The sequence below is a fragment of the Streptomyces cyanogenus genome (assembly GCF_017526105.1).
Lineage (GTDB): Bacteria > Actinomycetota > Actinomycetes > Streptomycetales > Streptomycetaceae > Streptomyces > Streptomyces cyanogenus.
The window spans coordinates 4,516,026-4,535,914 of record NZ_CP071839.1 but is presented as its reverse complement, the minus strand read 5'-3'; the positions used below and the strand labels follow the sequence as shown (position 1 = coordinate 4,535,914).

Genomic DNA, 19,889 nt, shown 5'->3' with positions numbered 1-19,889 from the left:
GGCGATCAGGCTCTGACCAGCGGTCCGGCCCTCGCGCGGAGAACCGCCACTTCACGCCATTCGGCGGCTATTTCGTTGACTCGTACATCGACAACCGTTCAAGATTGAAAACATCTTTGCTGATGTGCGCCAGCGATCCCATGACTCCGGGTCGGGGCGCAGCTACGGGGGAACAATGCCTGTCTCCGCAGGGCGCCGAGTCGCGCCCCTGACACGCCAACAACAAGCCGTGTGGGCAGCGCAGCGGCTCGGCGCTGCCGGCGACGCGTACAACATTCCGGTCGCCTACCGGCTCGCGGGGCCGGTGGACGCGGCAGCCCTGGACCGAGCACTGTGCGAGCTGATCGTCCGGCACCCGGTGCTGCGCTCCCGCCCTGACGCGCAGGGAGCATTCCTAGAGGTCAGCGACGATCTCCCGGACAGCGTGCTGCGCGTGCACGAGGTCGCGGGCCAGGACGGGCACACGCGCCTGGCCGCGGCGGCTCGCACGCCCTTCGCGGCTGACGCCCCGCTCCGCTTGCGCGCCGAGCTCTTCCGCAGCGGGCCGCAGGAGGCACTGCTCCTGCTGCTGCTGGACCATCTTGCTGCCGACGCTCCGTCCGTGGGGCTGCTCCTGGACGACCTGTCCGCGCTCTACGCGTCGTACGCCGACGCGTCGGCGCCGCATCCCGAACCCGTCGCGGAGGACGGCTACTTTGCCTATGCGATGGCACAGAAGGAGTTCGAAGCGTCGCCCGAGGGCTGCTCGGACGAGGAGTTCTGGGCTGAATACGTCCAGGGTGCGGCCACTCCCTCGGCCGGCTGGGAACGCGCCACGGGCGAGGTGCCCAGCCCGCACACCTCGTCGGTCGAGGTGCGGGTACCCGAGGACCTCCGCCGGCGCTGCGAGGACAAGGGCGTCACGCCGTTCGCGGCGCTGTTGAGTGCCTTCTCACTCACCCTGCAGCACTACTTCCGCACCGACGACCTCCTGATCGGGTACCCGGCCGTCGACTGGCGTCGCTCCCAGTACCCGGGCGTGGTCGGGCTCTACTCCGAGATGCTGCCCTTCCGGCCGCCGGCCAGGCAGGACCGGACCGCCGACGAGTACGTCGGACAGGTGCAGGACTCGGTCCTGGACTGCCTGGCCCACCAGGGCGGTTCCCTCGCGAAGGCGTGGTCGGCCCTGCGCAGCGAGGCACAGCCCGCCTCGCCATCGGTGTTCCCGGCGATCATGTCGCTCAACGAGGCGACCACCGGTGAAGCACTGAGCCTGCCGGGTGTCACCGCCCATCGTCTCCCCATGGTGCCGCGCGACGGCAAGGCGGGCCTGCTGCTGTCGGTCAACGCCGGCCAGCGGGGATACACCGGCCGACTGGACTTCCTGCGCGACCAGTACCCCGCCTACGTCGCCCGGAGCATCGCACGCGCCGTCGAGACGGTGCTCGGGCAGCTGCTGGACACGCCCGAACGCCCCGTGCTGCGCATGGCCCTTGCCGACGCCGAGGACCGGGCGAGCGCAGTCGCGCACGGCCGCTCGGACCCCGGCGGCGCCCCGCCGCCGCTGATCACCAGCGCCTTCGCGGAGCAGGCGGCCTCCCGGCCCGATGCGCTCGCGCTGATCGATGACGAGCGCACCATGACCTACCGGGAGCTGGACGACGGCAGCCGTCGCCTTGCCGCTCGCATCGCGGCCCTGGGACTGCCCGCCGGAAGCACGGTGGCGCTGTGCCTGCCGCGGTCCGCCGCGTTCATCGTCGCCGCCCTGGCGGTGCTCCGCTCGGGCATGGCCTACCTGCCCGTCGACCCGGCGCAGCCGGCCAGGCGGCGTTCCTTCGTCATCGGCGACGCCGGCGCGGCGGCCGTACTGATCGCCGACGACGCGGCGCGTGCCCAGCTCACGGCCGACCTGCCGGTCCTCGACGTCCGCGCACCGGGAGACACGACGACCGGGTTCGCCGACGCGCCGGTCGACGGCACAGGACCGGCGTACCTGATCACCACCTCGGGCACCACGGGCCTGCCCAAGGCCGTTGTCGTTCCGCACCGGGCCATCGCCAACAACCTGGCGTGGAAGCAGCGCGCGTTCGGGCTGGACCGGCACGACCGCTTCTACTTCAAGACGCCCCCCGTCTTCGACGCCTCGGTGTGGGAGTACCTGGTACCCCTCACGATCGGCGCGTCGTTGGTGATCGCCGCCCCCGACGCGCACCGCGACCCGGCGGCTCTCCTCGCGGACATGCGCCGGCACGAGGTGACGGTCGCACAGTTCGTACCGACCCTGCTCAAGGCCCTGCCCGGCGACGAGGGCCTGAGCGGCTGCCCCTCGCTGCGCTGGGTGTTCTGCGGCGGTGAGCAACTCGACCGCGCGGTGGTGCGGATGGTCGCCCGCACGAGCACGGCCCGGGTGGTCAACCTCTACGGCCCCACCGAGGCCACCATCGATGCGACGTTCCACAGGTGCGAGCCCGGCGACGACACCGGCCCCGTCATGCCGATCGGCCGCGCCGTGGACGGTGCACAGACGTACGTGCTCGGCGACGGGGGTCAGCTCCTGCCCCCCGGCTTCACGGGTGAACTGCATCTCGGCGGCGTCGTCCTCGCCGACGGCTACGTCAACCGCGAACAGCTGACGGCGGAGCGGTTCATCGCCAGCCCCCTGGAGGAACACGCCGGCGTACCGACGGCGCCGCGGCTGTACCGCACCGGCGACCTGGTGCGCCGACGCGACGACGGCGTACTGGAGTTCGTCGGGCGGGAGGACGGCCAGGTCAAGATCCGCGGGCTGCGCGTGGACCTCGACGGCATCCGCAGCCTGCTGCTGGAGCACGACGGGGTGAAGGACGCCGTGGTGGTCGTGCATCCCCGGCGGAAGGACACGCTGGTGGCATACGTCGTCGCCCCGGCCGGCACGACGGCCGACGGCATCCTCGCGCACCTGGGCGAGCGCCTCCCGGCGGAGCAGCTTCCGGCGCACGTGGTGCGGCTGGACGAGCTGCCGGTCACCGCGACGGGCAAGGCCGACGTCCGGTCCCTGCCCGTACCGGAGGCGGGCCGGGACGTCACGGCACAGACCGCGCCGCGCACCGCCCTGGAACAGCGGCTCACCGAGCTGTGGGCCGAAGCGCTCGGCGTTTCCCCCGAGCGCGTGCCGAGGTCGGTGAGCCTGTTCGAGCTGGGCGGCAGCTCGGTGACCCTCATTCAGCTGCACGGCAGCATCCGACGGGAGCTGTCGGCGGAGGTGCCGGTCACCGACCTGTTCAAGTACCCGACCGTATCGGCCCTCGCCGGCGCGCTCAGTCGCCGTGGCCGCACACCGCAGAACTAGGGGGAACCCCGTGAGCGTGCAGAACCCCGACCGCGCCATCGCCGTGATCGGTATGGCATGCCGCTTTCCCGGAGCGCGGGACGTAGACAGCTACTGGTCGAACCTGCTCCAGGGAGCCCACTTCCTGGATCCGCTCGACGAGTCCGGCCTGAAGGGCAAGGGCGTACCGCGGGACCGGTACGCCCGGGAGGGATACGTCGGAGTCTCGGGCGCCGTCGACGGAGTGGAACACTTCGACTCGGCCTTCTTCGGCATCGCGCCGGCCGAGGCCGACACGATGGACCCGCAGCACCGGCTGTTCCTGGAGGAAGCCGTGCACGCGCTGGAGGACGCCGGCTGGGCGGGCCGCTCCGCGGGACGGCGCGTGGGAGTGTTCTGCGGCAGCGGCGAGAACCGGTACGGCCGGCTGCTGCCGGACCCGGACGAGGCCGCGGGCAGCCACCGCCGCATGTCGGACGCGCCGGCGATGCTGCCCCTGCGGGTCTCCTACCACCTCGACCTGCGTGGCCCCAGCGTCTTCGTGAACTCGCTGTGCTCCACCGGGCTCACCGCCGTGCACCTGGCCCGGCAGAGCCTGCTGGCGGGTGACTGCGACATCGCCCTGGCCGGTGCGGTGTCCGTGCAGCTGCCGCACGAGCACGGGTACGTCGCCCAGGAGAGCGCGGTGCTGTCTCCCGACGGTGTCCTGCGCCCCTTCGACCGTGCCGCGTCCGGGACGGTGCCGGGCAGCGGAGTCGGCATCGTCGTGCTCAGGCCGCTGGCCGACGCGCTCAGGGACGGCGACCGCATCCACGCCGTGCTGCACGGCACGGCGGTGAACAACGACGGCTCCGACCGCCAGAGCTTCGCCGCGCCCAGTGTCGCCGGACAACGCGACGTCATTCTGGCCGCCCTCGCCGACGCCCGGGTGGACCCCCGGACCATCGGCTATGTGGAGGCCCACGGCACCGGCACGCCCCTCGGGGACCCGATCGAGATCGCGGCTCTGCGCGAAGCGCGGGAGCGGCTCGGCGTGGACACCCCGTGCGCGATCGGCACCGTGAAGTCCTCCATCGGGCACCTGGACACGGCTGCGGGCATGGCCGGACTCATCAAGGCGGTCCTCTGCGTGCGCGAAGGCGTCATTCCGGCGACGGTCAACCACCGGGAACTCCTCACGTCGGCCGACGTGGAGGGCAGCGGACTGTACGTCAACACCCGGCGCCGTCCCTGGCCGGACGACGGACGGTGCGCCGCCGTGTCCGCGCTCGGCGTCGGTGGCACCAACGCCCACGTCGTGGTCGGCCGGCACCGCCCCGTCACCGAGCCGGGCGGCACCGACCGCGGCGCCCCCGAGATCTTCCCTCTGTCGGCGCGTACCGCCGAGGCCTTCCACGGACTGCGCGAGCGCCTCGCCGACGCCGTGGCCGCCGGTGGCGACCGGGCGTGCGCGGACGTCGCGCGCACCCTCCAGTACGGCCGTGTGCCCCGCGAACTGCGCCGGGCCTGGGTCGGGTCCTCGCTGCCCGAGCTCGCGGCACTGCTGAAGGAGGAGGCGGACCCCGTCGCCGCCGGACCGCTGGAGGTGGCCATCGACCTCGGGTCCGCCGTACGTCCCGAGCCGTCCGTGGCCGACCGGGTGCCCGCGCTGCGCGCGGCACAGGACCATCCCCACCCCGCCGGGCGGGCCTTCCTGTCGGCACATGCCGCGCTGGAGGAACTCGCGGCCCTCGGCGTGCCGGTCGGCACCCTCACGGCTCACGGGGCGGGCGAGTACCTGGCGGCGGCCTTCGCGGGTGCGCTGGACCGCGAGGTCGCCCTGCGGTGCGCCGTGCGGTACGAGGAGATCCAGGCCGTCGTCCGCAACGGCGGCGACCTGAGCGCGTGCGAGGAACACCTGGGCGCGCTGGAGGACGACCTTCGCGCGCATCCGCTCGGCCGGGCGGGCACCGCACTGCGGTCGCTCAGTCTCGACACGACGGTGCCCGCGGGATGCGTGCCGCCCCTGGACCACTTCCTCGACGTGGCACAGACGTCCGTCCTGGGCGGCGGCCCGGCTGCGTTCCCGGCGGGCGCCGCGGATCTCATGCGCGCGCTCTCCTCGTGGGAGGACTGGCTGGCGCTGGCCGCGTGGTGCTGGGAGAGGGGTGCCGACCTCGACTGGACCCGGTTGCGCGGTGGATCCGCGCACACGGTCTCCCTGCCCCTCTACCCCTTCGAGGCGCGGCGGCACTGGGCGATCACCCTCCCGGCCGGGACCGCGTCTCTCCCCGCGACCGCGCCTGTGCCCGTACCCGCTCCTGTCGTCGCCGGCACGGAGGAGGACGTCCTCGCCGTCGTCATGGAGGCCTGGCGGTCCGTGCTCGGTGTGCCGGACGTCGAACCCGACTCCGACTTCTTCGCCCTGGGCGGGCACTCACTGGTGGCAGCCCAGATCGCCGCCCGGTTGCAGGAGCGCTTCGACGTCCGGGTCCCCCTCGGTGACCTGCTGGACGCCGAGACCCCCGAGGGGATGACCGAGCTCGTGCGCGATCTGCGGGCGTCCGCCGAGCTCTACAGCAAGCTGACCGCACCCGACAGTGCCGACTCGACAGGAACCTTCGAGCTGTGACGACCACGACCGAGATACTCCGGCAGCTCGCGGACCTCGGGGTACGACTGGAATCCCGGGACGGCAGGCTGTCCGTCACCGGCCCCCACGCGGCGCTGACGGACGAGTTGAAGCAGACCCTGCGCGACCACCGCGATGCCATCCTGCGCTTCCTGCAGGAACAGCGGCGCGAGGACGCCGAACGCACGGTGCGTGTCACCCGCGCCGACCGCTCCGGCCGCATCCCGGCCTCCCGGGCCCAGCAGCAGATGTGGCTCAGCGAGCAACTCGCCGATGGCCTGCCCGTCTACAACATGTACTTCGGCGTGGAACTGCAGGGCGATCTGGACGTCGCAGCGCTGCGCTGGGCGGTGGGGGAGCTGGTCGCCCGGCACGAGATCCTGCGCACGGCGCTCACCCAGACCGACGGTGCGCTGGTCCAGACGATAGAACCGGAAGTCCCCGTGCCCTTCCACGAGCACGTGGCCGCCCCGGACGACGCGGACGCACTCGTACGCTCCCTCGTCTCGCGCCGCTTCGACCTGTCCCGTGCCCCGCTGAGCCGCTTCGATCTGATCAGCACCGGCCCCCGGCGCTGGATCCTCCTCGTCACCCAGCACCACGCCGTCTCGGACGGGTGGTCGACGGGCATCCTCAAACAGGAGCTGGCGGAGCTGTACCGCGCCCGGGTGGCGGGACACCGCCCCGACCTCGCACAACTCCCCCTGCAGTACGCCGACTTCGCCTGCTGGGAGGAACAGTGGCTGGCCAGTGCGGCGGCCGAACGGCACCGCGCGTTCTGGCGCGGGGCGCTGGCCGATCCGCCCCCGGTGCTCGACCTGACGCCGGGCCGGGGCCGCGGGACGACCGACGGACACCGCGGATCGGCTCTGGAGTTCCGCTACGACCAGGATCTTTCCGACCGGGTCCGGGCCCTGTGCGCCGAGACGGGCGCCACCGCGTTCACCGTGCTGATCTCGGCGTACTCCCTGCTGCTGGCGCGGCTCTCGCGCAGCGACGACGTCGTGGTGGGCAGCCCCCTGGCCAGCCGGCCGCACGCGGACCTGGAACGCGCCCTGGGTCTCTTCTTCAACCTCGTCCCGGTGCGGACGCGCATCGACGAACAGCTGACCAGCCGTGAGTTCCTGGCGTCGGCCAGGCGTGCGGTCCACGACGCCTTCGCTCACCGGGAACTCCCCTTCGAGCAGGTCGTACAGGCCGCCGCGGTACGGCGCGAGGGATCGCACACGCCGGTCTTCCAGACCGTGTTCCTGTTCCAGACGTTCCCCGACACCGACTTCGACCTGCCGGGAGTGCGCAGCACGCCCGTGGACGTGCCGACGTACTCCACCGAGTACGACGTCATGTTCCGGCTGAGCCCGCACGACGACGGCCTGCGCGGCCTGCTGACCTACAGCGACCGTCAGTTCACCGAGGACGAGGCCCGTCGGTTCGTCGCCGCCTATCGCAGCCTGCTGGACGGCATGTGCCGTACGCCGGACCGACCGCTGGCGGAGCTGGGGCTGCTCGACGCCGAGAGCGCCGGCTGGATCGAACGGTGGAACGCCGCGACGGCCCGACCGGTGCCGGACCGCCTCGTCCACGAGCAGATCCTGGCGCGGTTGGCCGAGGAACCGCAGCGGCCGGCCCTGACGTTCCGCGGCACCACCCTGACCCGCGGCGACCTGGCGCGGCACGCCGCATCCGTCGCCGCCGGGCTGCGCGCCGCCGGACTGGCGCCCGGCGCGCGCGTGGGCATCCTCATGCCGCGGACGCCCGAACTGGTGGCGGTGCTGCTCGGCGTGATGTCGGCGGGGCTGGCGTACGTGCCGCTGGACGGCGCCGCACCGGCGAGCCGGCTGCAGACCATGGTGGAGACGGCCGGCTGTGCTGCGCTCGTCGTCGACGACGCCTATCGCGAGGCCTGCCCCGGCTTCGGCGGCCCGCGCCTGACGGCGGCCGAGCTGCTGCACGCCCCGGCCGGCGATCCGGGACAGCGTGCGACGGCCGGGTCGGCGTACGTCATCTTCACCTCCGGCTCGACCGGCGTGCCCAAGGGCGTCGAGGTCACGCACGCCAACCTCGCCAACCTGTTCGCCGCCCTGGACGACGTCATCCGCCCGGACCACGACACCGTATGGCTGTCCGTCACCGCGGTCACCTTCGACATCGCCGTGGTGGAGCTGCTGTGGACGTTGGCCCGGGGCATACCGGTCGTGCTCGCCGAGAACATGGAGACCCTGCGTCGCTCCGTGGCCGGTCCGGACCAGGCCGAGCCCGAAGCGGTCCCGGACCTCATCCTGGCCTCCGGCGTGACCGCCCTGCAGGCCACCCCCACCCTGCTGCGCACCGTGCTCAGGCTGCCGCACGCCGCGGAGGCCCTCGGCACGCTGCGGATCCTGATGGTCGGCGGGGAGCCGCTCGACCTGACGCTGGCACGAGAGCTGAAGGCGCTCGGCATCCCCCGCGTGGTCAACATGTACGGGCCCACGGAGACCACCGTCTGGTCCACCGCGTGGGAGCTGCCCGACACCCCCGAGCGCATCCTCGTCGGCCGGCCCCTGCACAACACGGCCCTGTACGTCACCGATACGCAGCTCAACGCGCTGCCGGTCGGCATGTACGGCGAACTCGTCATCGGTGGCGCCGGAGTGGCCCGGGGCTACGTCGGCAAGCCGGAACTCACCTCCGAGCGCTTCCCGCTGCGCCCGGCCCTGCACCCGGACGGGCCGGTCTACCGGACCGGAGACCTGGCCCGGCTGCTGCCCGACGGCACCGTGGAACTCTCCGGTCGGCTGGACAACCAGATCAAGCTCCGGGGACACCGGATCGAGCTGGAGGACGTCGAGCAGGCGGTCAACGCGGTCCCCGGTGTCGCCCAGTGCGCCGTGGCGCTGCAGGGCGAGGGCGCGCAGCAGGTCCTGGTGGCGCACTACGTGCCCCGGCCCGGCGCGACGCTCGACGAGGCGGCGCTGCGCGCGGCGGTCGCCGAGCGGCTGCCGGCCGCCATGGTGCCGTCGGCGTTCGCCATGATCGCGAGCCTGCCCACCACCACCAGCGGCAAGGTCGACCGCCGTGCCCTGCCCGCCGTGCCGCTGCACCGCCCCGACCCCGCCGCGGCGCAGCCCGTGCACGCGCTGGAACAGCGGCTGCTGGAGATCTGGCGCCGCGTCCTCGGCGTCCAGGACCTGCGGGTCACCGACGACTTCTTCCAGGCCGGAGGCTCCTCCCTGCTGGTCGTACGGCTCCTGGCGGAAGTGCGCGAGCACGTCCACAGCCAGGCGAGCGTCGTCGACTTCTTCAGCTTCCCCAGCGTCCGTGCCTACGCGGCGCACCTCACCGACCGCGAGGAGCCGTCGTCCGTCGGCGTCCCCGCCTCCCGCGTCCCTGCCGACAGTGCCGGCGGCCGACGCCAGCGCATGCGGCAGGCGGCGCAGCGGCGCAGGGAACGAGCCGGTTGATCCGACCCGCCCCGGGCCGCCCCGCGGCGGCCCCGCCCTGCCCCGACCTGCTGTACCAGATGGAGACCGCAACATGAGCGAAGCCGCCGAGCTGCCCCACGACGACGTGCCGGCCATCGCCGTCACCGGGTTGGCATGCCGCTTCCCGGGCGCCGATTCGGCCGAGGAGTTCTGGGAGCTGCTGCGCGAGGGCGTCGACCCCCGCGAGGCCGTGCCGGAGGAGGACCTCCGCCGGGCGGGCCGGGCCTGGGCGCTGTCCGACCCGTCCTACGTCGCCGTGCGCAAGCGTTTTGCCGATGCCTCACTCTTCGACGCCGACTACTTCGGGATGTCCCCGGCGGAGGCCGCCGTCACCGACCCCCAGCAGCGCTTCCTGCTGGAGACCGCCGTGCACGCGCTGGAGGACGCCGGGCTCGTTCCCGCGTCCTTCCCGGGCCGCATCGGGGTCTACCTCGGTGTCAACATCTCCGACTACCTCCTGCAGAACGTGCTGGCGCACCCCGAGGCCATCGAGCCGCTCGGCTTCCACCGGGTCCTGATGGGCAACGACCGCGGATACACGGCCACCCAGCTCTCGTACCGCCTCGGCCTCACCGGACCCAGCCTCGCCGTGGACTGCGCCTGCTCCTCCAGCCTGGCCGCGGTGCACCACGCGTGCCGGGCGCTGATGGACTACGAGACGGACGCGGCGGTCGTCGGCGGCGCCGCGATCAACCCGACGGACGTCGGCTACGCGCCGGTCGAGGGCGGCATCTCCTCGCCCGACGGCCACTGCCGTCCCTTCTCGGCGGATGCCCGCGGGACGGTCTTCTCCTCCGGAGCCGGCCTGGTCGTGCTCCGCCGGCTCGACGAGGCACTGGAGGACGGTGACCGCGTCCTCGCGGTCATCCGTGCCAGCGGGCTCAACAACGACGGTTCCCGCAAGAGCGGATACACCGCGCCCAGCATGCCGGGACAGGCCGAACTCATCGCCGAGGTGCACGAACTGGCGGGAGTCACGGCGGACCGGATCTCCTACGTCGAGGCGCACGCCACCGGCACCCCGCTCGGCGACCCGATCGAGGTGAGCGCCCTCACCGAGGCGTTCCGGCGGACCACGGACGCCGTGGGCCACTGCGCCATCGGCTCGGTGAAGTCCAACATCGGCCACCTCGACTCGGCGTCCGGCATCGCCGGCCTGATCAAGGTGGTGCTCTCCCTGCGCCACCGGCAACTGCCCGCCACGCTGGGCTGCGAGCGGCCCAATCCGCACATCGACTTCGACACCTCCCCGTTCCGGGTCAACACCGCGCTGCGGCCGTGGACCGGGCCGCGGCCCCTGCTCGCCGGTGTCAGCTCGCTCGGCGTGGGCGGCACCAACGTGCACCTGCTGGTCGAGGAGGCACCGGACGCCCCCGGCGGGCCCGCCGGCCGGCCCGCCGCCGAGTCCCGGCACCTGCTGCTCTTCTCGGCCCGGTCCGCCGCCTCCCTGGACGCCCTGGAGGACGCGGTACGGTCCCGGGTCGCGGGGAGCACGCCGGACGACGCCCGGGACGTCGCCTTCACCCTGGCCACCCGCCGCACCCTCCATCCGCTGCGCCGCGGCCTGCTCTGGCGTGCGGACGGTGACCCGGTCCCGCTGGACGCCCGCTACCCGGAGTCGGTGCCGGCCGACCGGGCACCCGCGGTCGTCCTCACCGACGACGTCCTGCCGGTCGAGGCCGTGCGGCCACTGCTGGAGGGCCGCCCGGCATACGCGGCTGCCGTGCGGCGGCTGACCGCGCAGTGCCCCGTCCCGCCCACGGCTCCGGACGCCGACCCACTGACCCACCTGCAGCGGACGGCTCCACGGGCCGCCGCCATGGTCACGGCACTGGCGTGTGCCGCGCTCTGGGCCGAACACGGCGTTCGTCCCGGTGCCGTGGTCGCCACCACCGGGAACCGGCCGGCGGCCGCCGTGATCAGCGGCGTGGTTGCCGACGCGGACGCGCCGCGGATCGTGGCGGCGCTGGCCCGGGGAGCGGATCCGGCCCAGGCGCTGTCCGGCGTGCCGCTGCTCACCGCGACGATCCCCTGGTACGACTCCGACGGAGCGGAGCTGTGCCCGGCCGGCAGGACGCCCGACGCGGCGCTGCTGTGCGGCGGCGTGCCCGCCGATCCCGGGCAGCGCACGCTGCCGCCGAGGCTGTCGGTGCTGCTGAACCCCGTTCCGGTCACCGAGCCGGTGCCGCCGATGCCGTCGGTGTTCCCCGAAGCGGTCGCGCTCACGGTGCCCAAGGACGTGCGGCCGGGCACCGAGGCCCTCCTGGCCGCACTGGGACAGGCCTGGGTGATGGGGCTGGCCGAGCACCCGGGACGGCTCGCGCTGCCCGACGGTTCCGGCCGCTTCACCCAGGTGCCCTCCTATCCGTTCGAGCGGCGGCGCCACTGGCTGGAGCCGAGGACGCAGGAGCAGGCCGCGGCACCCGCCGCCGGGTCGGGCGGCGACTCCGGCGAGCAGACCGCCGACGCCCTCGAACAGGCGGCCCGGCAGATCTTCGCCGAGGCGACCGGCCGGAGCGGCATCGACCCTGCGGACGACCTGTTCTCGCTCGGGGGCGACTCGCTCCTCGCCACCCGGATCGTGGCACAGGCGCGGCAACGCTGGGGGCGGAGGATCCCGCTCGGTTCCTTCATGGAGGAACCGACGCCCGCGCGGCTGGCGCGCCTGGCCGCCATGACCGAGCCCGCCGCTACCGGCGGCAGCGCGTCCGGCGCCACCGATCCGGCACAGTCCGGCCCGGCACAGTCCGGCCCGGCACGGGCCGCCGACCCGGCTCCGGCGACCTCCATCCAGGAGGCCTTCCTCTTCCTCAGCGAGTTCGAGGGAGCCGCCGAGGCGTTCAACGTGCCCGTCCTCGCCGACCTGCGCGGACCCGTGGACCGCGGCGCGCTGCGGGCGGCGCTGGCCGATCTCGTCGCCCGTCACGAGACCCTGCGTACGGTCTTCCGCACCACCGGCGGTACGCCCCTGCAGGTCGTCGTGGACCAGGCGCCGATGGACGTGCCCGAGGCGGACGTGGCCGACGACGACGCCCTGCGTGAGGCGATCGCCGCGCTGCTGGACACCACCATCCCCACCGACCGCGCTCCGCTGTGTGCGGCCCGGCTGTTCCGCATGGGGCCCGACCGCACCGTCCTGGCCCTCGCCCTGCACCACCTGGTGGCCGACGCCACGTCGATCGGCATCCTCCTGCGCGATCTGTACGCCCTCTACCGGGCCCGCAGGGACGGCGGCGCACCCGAGCTGCCGGCCATCGCGACACTCGCGGCCCGGCACGCCAGGGCGGAGGCGGACTGGCTCACCACCGCGGAAGCAGACCGGCAACGCGCCTACTGGCGCCGGGAGCTGGCCGACCTGCCCGCGCCCCTGGAACTCCCAGGGGACCGTCCGCGCGGTGCGCGGCGCAGCTACCACGGCGACAAGCTGAACTTCACCCTGCCGTCGGGGACCGCGCAGTACGTGCGCGCACTGGCGGCCGAGGAGTCGACGACCCCGTTCGTGGTGGTCCTCACCGCGTTCTCCGTGCTGCTGTCCGCACTCTCCGACCAGAAGGACCTCCTGGTCGGCTGCCCGGTGTCGGGCCGCCACCGGCCGGAGACCCGCGACCTCATCGGCAACTTCGTCAACACCCTTCCGATCCGGACCACGATCTCGGCCGGTCAGTCGTTCCGTTCCCTGCTGCGGGACACCGCCCGCCGTGTCACCGGTGCCATGGACCACCAGGAACTGCCGTTCGAGGTGATGGCCCGGGACGCCGTCCGCGGGCCCGACGGACGCGGCGAGGCCTCAGGGGTCTTCCAGGTGCTGTTCAACCTGCTGCACCCGGAGAGCATGAGCCCCCGGCCGCCGACGGGAGTCGACGTCAGGCCGCTGCCCTTCGAACGCTCCACCAGCCCCTACGAACTGTCCCTGGACTGGTGGATCGAGGACGGCGTGATCGGCGGCCGGTTCATCTACGACACCGACCGCTTCACCCGGCAGACCGTCGACGCGTGGCAGAGGTCGTTCGCCTTCCTGCTGGAGAGCCTCACCCGCACACCCGACACCGCCGTCGACAGCGTCGCCGCCGAGCCTCCGGCCCGCGCCGAGACCACGAGGACGGCGCTGACCGGCCCGAGGGTGCCGGTGCCGGACCTGCCCGTGCACGCGGTCTTCGCCGAGCACGCCGCCCGCCACCCGGACAGGGAGGCGGTGAGCGACGGCCGGCAGACGCTGACGTACGGCGAGCTGGCACGCCTGTCCGCGGGCGTGGCGGACCTCGTGGCCGCGCACGGGATCGGCACCGGAGAACCGGTCGGCATCGCTCTGCCGCGCGACGCCCGGTCGGTCGTCGCCCTGCTGGGCGTGTTGCGGGCCGGTGCCACCCCGGTGCCGCTGGACCTGAGCTATCCGCGCCGTCGGCTCGCCGCCGTCGCCGAGCACTGCGGGACCCGGCTGGTGCTGTGCGACGCCGCGGAGGAAGCGGAGGAAACGGACTTCGTCCCCGAGGGCGTGCGCCGGGTCGCACTCCCGCCGGTGTCCGAGATGCCGGCCCGGGACGGCTCCGCCCCGGGCGACCGGGTCGCCCTGTCGGTCGGGGCCTACCTCACCTACACCAGCGGCACCACCGGGCGGCCCAAGGGCATCCACTTCCCCCACGGCGCGCTGGCCAACCTGATCCACTGGGAAACCGACGGCTACACACGACAGCGGCGCTGGCTGCAGTTCGCCTCCTTCGGCTTCGACGCGGCCTTCCACGAGACCTTCGGCGCGCTGTGCTCCGGCGGATCCGTCCACATCGCCGACGAGGAGACCCGGCACGACCACGACGCGCTGGCCGAGTTCGTCCGCCGCCACCGGGTGGAGAAGGCGATCCTGCCGGTGTCCTTGGCGCACGCCCTCGCCACCCGCTTCGAGAAGGACCCGTCCCCCTTCGCCTCCGTACGGGAGATCGCCACCACGGGCGAGCAACTCCGGCTCAGCGCCTCCATGGTGGCGTTCTTCGACAAGCTGGGCAGCTGCCGGCTCATCAACAACTACGGTCCCGCGGAGACGCACGTCGTCACCTCTTACACCTTCACCGGCCCGCCGCAGGACTGGCCGAGGTACGCGCCGATCGGCCGTCCGGTCCAGAACGTCACGCTGGGCCTGGAGAGCTCGGACGGCCTGCGGGCCGTACCGTGGGGGTCCGTCGGCGAACTGGTCATCGGCGGCCCGTGCGTGGCCACCGGCTACCTCGGCGACCCCGGCCTCACCAAGGAGCGGTTCGCCGTGTCCGCCGACGGGGTCAGGCAGTACCGCAGCGGGGACCGGGCGCGGCTGCTGTCCTCGGGCGACGTGGAGTTCCTCGGCCGCCGCGACCAGCAGGTCAAGATCCGCGGGTACCGGGTGGAGCCGGGCGAGATCGAGGTGGTGATCCGCGAGGACCCCGGCATCGCCGACGTGGCGCTGGTCGTGCGCGGCCCGGAGGGCGACCGGCGCATCGACGCCTACCTGGTTCCGGTCGCCGGTGGCGAGGAGATCGGCCCCCGCACGCGCCGCCGCCTGTCCGAGGTCCTGCCCCCGGCGCTCGTGCCGTCCACCTTCACCGTGGTGGACCGGCTGCCGGTCAACGCCAACGGGAAGGTGGACCACGCCCTGCTCCCGGCTCCCGGCACGGCCGGTGCCGGGTCCGGCGTGCGCGAGCGGCGGCCGGAGCAGGCACCGTCGCACGGGCACGGCCATGACGGCGAGGTGCTGGTGCCCGTCCTGGATGCGTTCCGACGGGTCCTCGACCAGCCCGGGCTCGGGCCCGACGACGACTTCTTCGAGGCCGGGGGGCACTCGCTGCTGGCCACCCGGCTGGTCCACACGGTGCGCGAAGAGCTCGGAGTGCGGCTGTCCGTCGCCGACTTCTACGCGAGCGGCACCGCCCGGGACGTCGCCGACCTGGTGGCGGGCCGCCGCCGGCTCGGCGCCGAGCACCCCGAGGAGGAACTTCCCCCGGCGGCCACGGCGGCCGTGCTGCCGCCCGGCCTGGCCGCTCTGGCCGACCGTCCCGGACCGGACCGGCAGAAGACCGCCGTGTACGACACCGGCCGGCGGCTGGACCCGCAGCGGCTGCGGGACGCGGTGGCGGTGCTGCTGGAACGGCAGCCGGCTCTGCGACTGCGCGTGGGGGAATCGGACCGCGCCGAACCGGCGGACCCGGCCGCGGTCGTCGCCGACGCCGTGGTGCGGCTCCGGCTGCCGGACGACGTCCCGTCCGGGCGGGTGGTGGACTGGCTGTACGAGCACGGCCAGGCCGAGTTGATCGACCCACGCACCGGGCCGCTGGTCCGCGTCTGCACCGTCGACGGGCCCGAGGGCGGCACGCTGCTCGCCGTCACGGTGCACCTGCTGGCGCTCGACGGCCGCGGACTCGACAACCTCTGCCGCACGCTGGCCGAGGCCTACGCACAGCCGACGGCACCGCGCGAGGCGGACGACGGGTTCCTGCGCTATCTGGCGTGGCGCAACGCACTGCCGGGCAGCCGGCGCCACACCGAGGCGGTCGGCCTGTGGCGGGGGCTGCTCGCCCCGCTCGCCGGTGCCCCGCGCCCCGCTGTCCGCCCCGTGCGGGAACCCGGCCGCCGGGTCTGGGCACCGGACGCGCTCCTGCAGACGGCTCTGCGGGCGCGCTGCGCTCAGCAGCGGATCACCCCGTTCACCCTGCATCTGACCGCGTTCGGCCTGGCGCTGAGCCGACTGGGCGGAGCGGAGGCGGTGTGTCCGGCGGTACCACTCGACGGACGTTTCCTGCAGCGGCTGGACGGATCCGTGGGCGCGTTCGCCAACATCGTGCCCATGCCCCTGGCGGTGCCCGGTGACCAACCGCTCGGGCGGATCCTGGAGGGCGCACGGCAGGTTGTCGACCAGGTGCTGTCGGTCGGCGCGGTGCCGTACGCGGATCTCGCCGCGACCCACGCCGACCTGGCGGGCTTCGACGACCTGGGCGTGGTGTTCAACTACGCCAGGGACGACGAGCCGCTGCGGTTCGGGACGGGAACGCTGCGCGAGGTGGGCCCCGATCCGCTGGCTCCCGGGCGGCGACTGCACATGACGGTGGTCGACAGCCGGCACTCCTTCCGGGCTCTGCTGCGTCACGACGCGGCGGCCGGCGACGAGGGGTTGCTGACCCTGTACCGGCAGGCTCTGTACGGCCTCGTCTTCGACCCGGAGGCGGCCGCCGACTCGCTCGACCGGCGAGGGGCCGGTGGATGACCGGCACCGAGCGATCCGCCGGCACCGCGCACCGGGCCCCGCACGGCCCTCGGTGGGCGCCCCCGACCGGGGCGCCCACCGGGTGCCCGTCACACCGGAACGGCGCTCAGCTTCTCCTCGGCCTTGTCGATCTGGCGGGCGGTTCCCGCCGGCAGAGCGGGGACCGCCGGGTGCACGGAGCGGCTGAGGTTGGTCAGCACGCGTCCGGGGCCGGCCTCCACGAACGCCGACACCTCGTCGCGACCGAGGAGGCCGAGCGTCTCGTGCCAGCGCACCGGGGCGGCGAGCTGTTCGGCGAGCAGTGCGCGGGCCTCCTGCCCCGAATGGACGTAGGAGGCCGTCACATTGGACACGACGGGGACGGCCGGGGTGGTGAAGCGGGTGGCCGCGAGGTGCTCTCCGAACTCCGCTGCGACCTCCGACATCAGCGAGCAGTGGAAGGGTGCGCCGACGCGGAGTTCCGTCACGTGGCTCGCGCCTTCCTCCCGCGCCCGGTGAGAGACGCCGGCCACTCCGCCGGCGGTGCCGGACACGACCGTCTGCTGGGCGGAGTTGAAGTTGGCCACCTCGACGACCTCCTGCCCGGCGCCGGAGACCTCCTCGCACAGCTCGCGGACCCGGTCGGCGGGCAGTCCGACGACGGCCGCCATGCTGCCGGGCGTACGGCGGTTCACCTCCGCCATGAGCAGCCCGCGCCGGCGAACCAGCTTCAGCCCGTCGACCCAGTCGAGCGTGCCCGCGCACGCCAGCGCGGTGTACTCGCCCAGGCTGTGCCCGGCCACCACCGCGGGCCTGAGCCCCTTCGCCCGCAGGACGGCCGCGGCAACCAGGCTGACGAGGTAGACGGCGGGCTGCGTCACGGACGTGTCCCGCAGCTCCTCGGTGCTGCCTTCGAAGCAGATCCGGCTCAGCGGTATGTCCAGTACCTCGTCCGCGGTGTCGAAGTACGGACGCGCCAGCTCGGGATGTCGTTCCAGCAGATCGGAACCCATTCCGGGAACCTGCGAACCCTGGCCCGGGAAAACAAATGCAAGTCGACTCACGGCAGCCTCCTGCCCAAGGGAAAGTGATGCACGAACCGCGCATTGACGGCGGATCACGTTACCGGCCGTCCGCCACCAGAACAAATTCCCCGACACCCTTCCTGAGAGATCTGAAAAGCGGGCCGGTGGCAGACGGAAGTGTGCCGGAGGAAGCGGAATGCACGCTTGTTTTCGCGCATCACGCAGGCGGTTCCGCCGTGAGTTTCATGTCGTTGCGTGACCTCTTTCCGGACCACTGGCGGCTGCTCGCCCTCGAACTGCCGGGGCGGGGCGCCGCCTCCGCGGCCCCCGTCGCCGCCACCATGGCGGAGGCGGTCTCGTCCCTGCTGCCGGCCGTGACCGGGCATCTGACCGGACCGTATGCCCTGTTCGGGCACAGTATGGGTGGGCTGGTCGCGTACGAGCTCACCCGGGAACTGGCGAGGCTCGGCCTGCCGCCCGTCCTGCTGGGCGTCTCGGCGAGCCCGGCTCCGCACATGCGGCAGGTACGCGACCGCTACCGGGACCTGCGGACGGAAGAGCAGCTCGCCGGTTTCCTGCACGACCTCGGAGGAACCCCGCCGGAAGTCTTCGACGAGCCGGACCTGCTGGAGTATCTGACGCGCATTCTCCGAGCGGACCTGAGTCTTCTCCAGAATTACACGGCGGACCCCTCCGGAGTTCTCGACGTACCACTCGCCGTTTATTACGGAGAGAGTGATCCAATGGCCGGACGCGACCTGGTGTCCCCCTGGGCCGACTATTCTTCGGCAGGCACCGGTTTCCGCTCCTGGCCCGGTGGTCACTTCTATCTCTTCGACCGGCCGGAGGATTTCGCCGGACGCTGGGAACGGGACGTGCGCGCGGCGGCTGAGCGTGCGGCACGGCACCGGCCCACGCTGCAGGGGGCACCATGGGCGTGACCCGGGAAGCCGCCCCGTCCCCCGGCACGTCCGGCCACGGCCTGGTCAGGCGCACGGTCACGGCAGCGCTGCCCCTCTACCTGACCATGATCGCGTCCTCCGCCGGCGGCCTGGTGGACACCGCTGTCCTCGGCCGGCACGCCACCGCCTCGCTGGCCGCGTTCGCCCTCACCATGGCCGTGTACACCCCGGCCACCGCGACCGTCGCCGGTGCCATGCGCGGGGTGATGCCCTTCGTGGCCGCCCACGACGACGACCCCGATGCCCTTCTGCCGGTGGTGCGCGACGGCATGTGGCTCGGCATCGCCACCGGGCTGCTGGGCGCCGCCGCCGTCTGCTCGGTGCCGCTCATCGGCCTGGCCTCCGGCGTCCCGCAGGGCACGCTGTCCGCGCTGGGGGTGTTCCCCTTCCTGCTGGCGGCGAGTGTGCTGGTGGCGGCCATCGGCAACTCGGCCACGTCCACCCTGGTGGGCCTCGGCCGTTCCAAGCTCGTGATGCGGGCCGGGATGACCGGCACCGCCGCGGCCGTGCTGCTCTCCTTGACGCTGGTGAACGGCGTCGGCCCCGTCGACGGGCTCGGGCTGCCCGGCGCGGGGATCGCCATGCTGGCCTCCAGCCTGATCAGCGCGCTCGTCGCGCACTGGGGACTGCGCCGGTCCACCGTTCTGGCCGGCCGGCCGCTCACCCTCGGCCGCCCGCACGCCCGCGCCGTGCTCAGACTCGCCGGTGTCGGCGTACCGCTCGCCTCGACCGTGCTCATCAAGTTCGCCGTCCTCGGTGTGCTGTCCATCGCCGCGGCGCGGGTGGGCACGGTGAGCGCGGCCGCACACAGCATCGCCGTGTCCCTGGTCAGCCTCATGTTCACGGCCGCCGTCGCGATCGGCCAGGCGACCATTCCGCTCATGGCTCCCTATCTCAAGGCCAGGGACGTCACAGGGCTGCGCGCCGGAGTGCGCGCCGGAGTCAAGACGGCACTCGGCGCAGTGGTCCTCCTCGGCAGTGTCCTCGCGGTGCTGCGGGAGCCGGTGCTCACCCTCTTCACGCACGACCCCGCGGCACGGCACCAGGTGCTGGCCCTGCTGCCCCTGCTGCTGGCGGTGGTGTGCACGGACGCGCTGCAGGCGGTGTTCGGCTTCGGGCTCATCGCGATCAGGAACACCGTGCCCAGCCTGCTCGTCTTCGCCGTCTGCTACGGCGTGCTCGCTCTGGCCGCCGCCCCGCTCTCGTCCCTGGGCGGACTGACCGCCCTGTGGCTCGCCCTGGCCTGCGCCAACGCTCTGCTGATCGTCGGGCAGGCAGGTTTCTTCCACCAGCGCAGCGGCAGGCTCGCCGCTCCCGAGGCCACGCCCGGCCGGACCTGAACC

Annotated in this window: 7 protein-coding genes; 6 read left to right on the top strand and 1 reads right to left on the bottom strand. The window is 73.2% G+C overall.

Features of this window, described 5'->3' with window-relative positions; genetic code table 11:
- The first annotated feature begins 175 nt into the window (after positions 1–175).
- From S1361_RS20385 to S1361_RS20370, 4 genes are all read left to right on the top strand, one after another.
- On the top strand, positions 176–3,307 hold the full coding sequence (locus S1361_RS20385; RefSeq protein WP_279577619.1) for a non-ribosomal peptide synthetase: 3,132 nt from the start codon (positions 176–178) through the stop codon (positions 3,305–3,307).
- 10 nt (positions 3,308–3,317) lie between these two features.
- Positions 3,318–5,897 carry a beta-ketoacyl synthase N-terminal-like domain-containing protein gene (locus tag S1361_RS20380; protein WP_208033239.1) on the top strand — a complete coding sequence of 860 codons (2,580 nt, stop codon included), beginning with the start codon at positions 3,318–3,320 and terminating at the stop codon, positions 5,895–5,897.
- On the top strand, positions 5,894–9,337 hold the full coding sequence (locus S1361_RS20375; RefSeq protein WP_208033238.1) for a non-ribosomal peptide synthetase: 3,444 nt from the start codon (positions 5,894–5,896) through the stop codon (positions 9,335–9,337). Before S1361_RS20380 ends, S1361_RS20375 begins: the two co-directional genes overlap by 4 nt.
- Positions 9,338–9,410: 73 nt before the next feature.
- A complete protein-coding gene (locus S1361_RS20370) occupies positions 9,411–16,580 on the top strand; it encodes a non-ribosomal peptide synthetase (protein WP_208033237.1) in 7,170 nt (2,389 codons plus the stop codon).
- 89 nt (positions 16,581–16,669) lie between these two features.
- On the opposite strand, the gene fabD is transcribed toward S1361_RS20370, so the two are convergent.
- The gene (gene fabD / locus S1361_RS20365) at positions 16,670–17,623 is read right to left on the bottom strand and encodes an ACP S-malonyltransferase (RefSeq protein ID WP_208033236.1); all 954 of its coding nucleotides are present in this window, start codon (positions 17,621–17,623) and stop codon (positions 16,670–16,672) included.
- Here fabD and S1361_RS20360 point away from each other — a divergent pair.
- Positions 17,608–18,525 (top strand): thioesterase II family protein, encoded by a 918-nt coding sequence (locus S1361_RS20360; protein ID WP_341829341.1) that lies wholly within the window; start codon positions 17,608–17,610, stop codon positions 18,523–18,525. The two genes, fabD and S1361_RS20360, sit on opposite strands and share 16 nt — an antisense overlap.
- Entirely contained in the window at positions 18,516–19,886 is a 1,371-nt protein-coding gene (locus tag S1361_RS20355; protein ID WP_208033234.1) for an MATE family efflux transporter, read from the top strand. The genes S1361_RS20360 and S1361_RS20355 overlap by 10 nt, the downstream gene beginning before the upstream one ends.
- Positions 19,887–19,889 lie beyond the last annotated feature (3 nt).

Coding starts and splice junctions, on each gene's coding strand:
- S1361_RS20385 (WP_279577619.1), top strand. CDS start 176: ATGCCTGTCTCCGCAGGGCGCCGAGTCGCGCCCCTGACACGCCAACAA.
- S1361_RS20370 (WP_208033237.1), top strand. CDS start 9,411: ATGAGCGAAGCCGCCGAGCTGCCCCACGACGACGTGCCGGCCATCGCC.
- S1361_RS20360 (WP_341829341.1), top strand. CDS start 17,608: ATGCAAGTCGACTCACGGCAGCCTCCTGCCCAAGGGAAAGTGATGCAC.
- S1361_RS20355 (WP_208033234.1), top strand. CDS start 18,516: ATGGGCGTGACCCGGGAAGCCGCCCCGTCCCCCGGCACGTCCGGCCAC.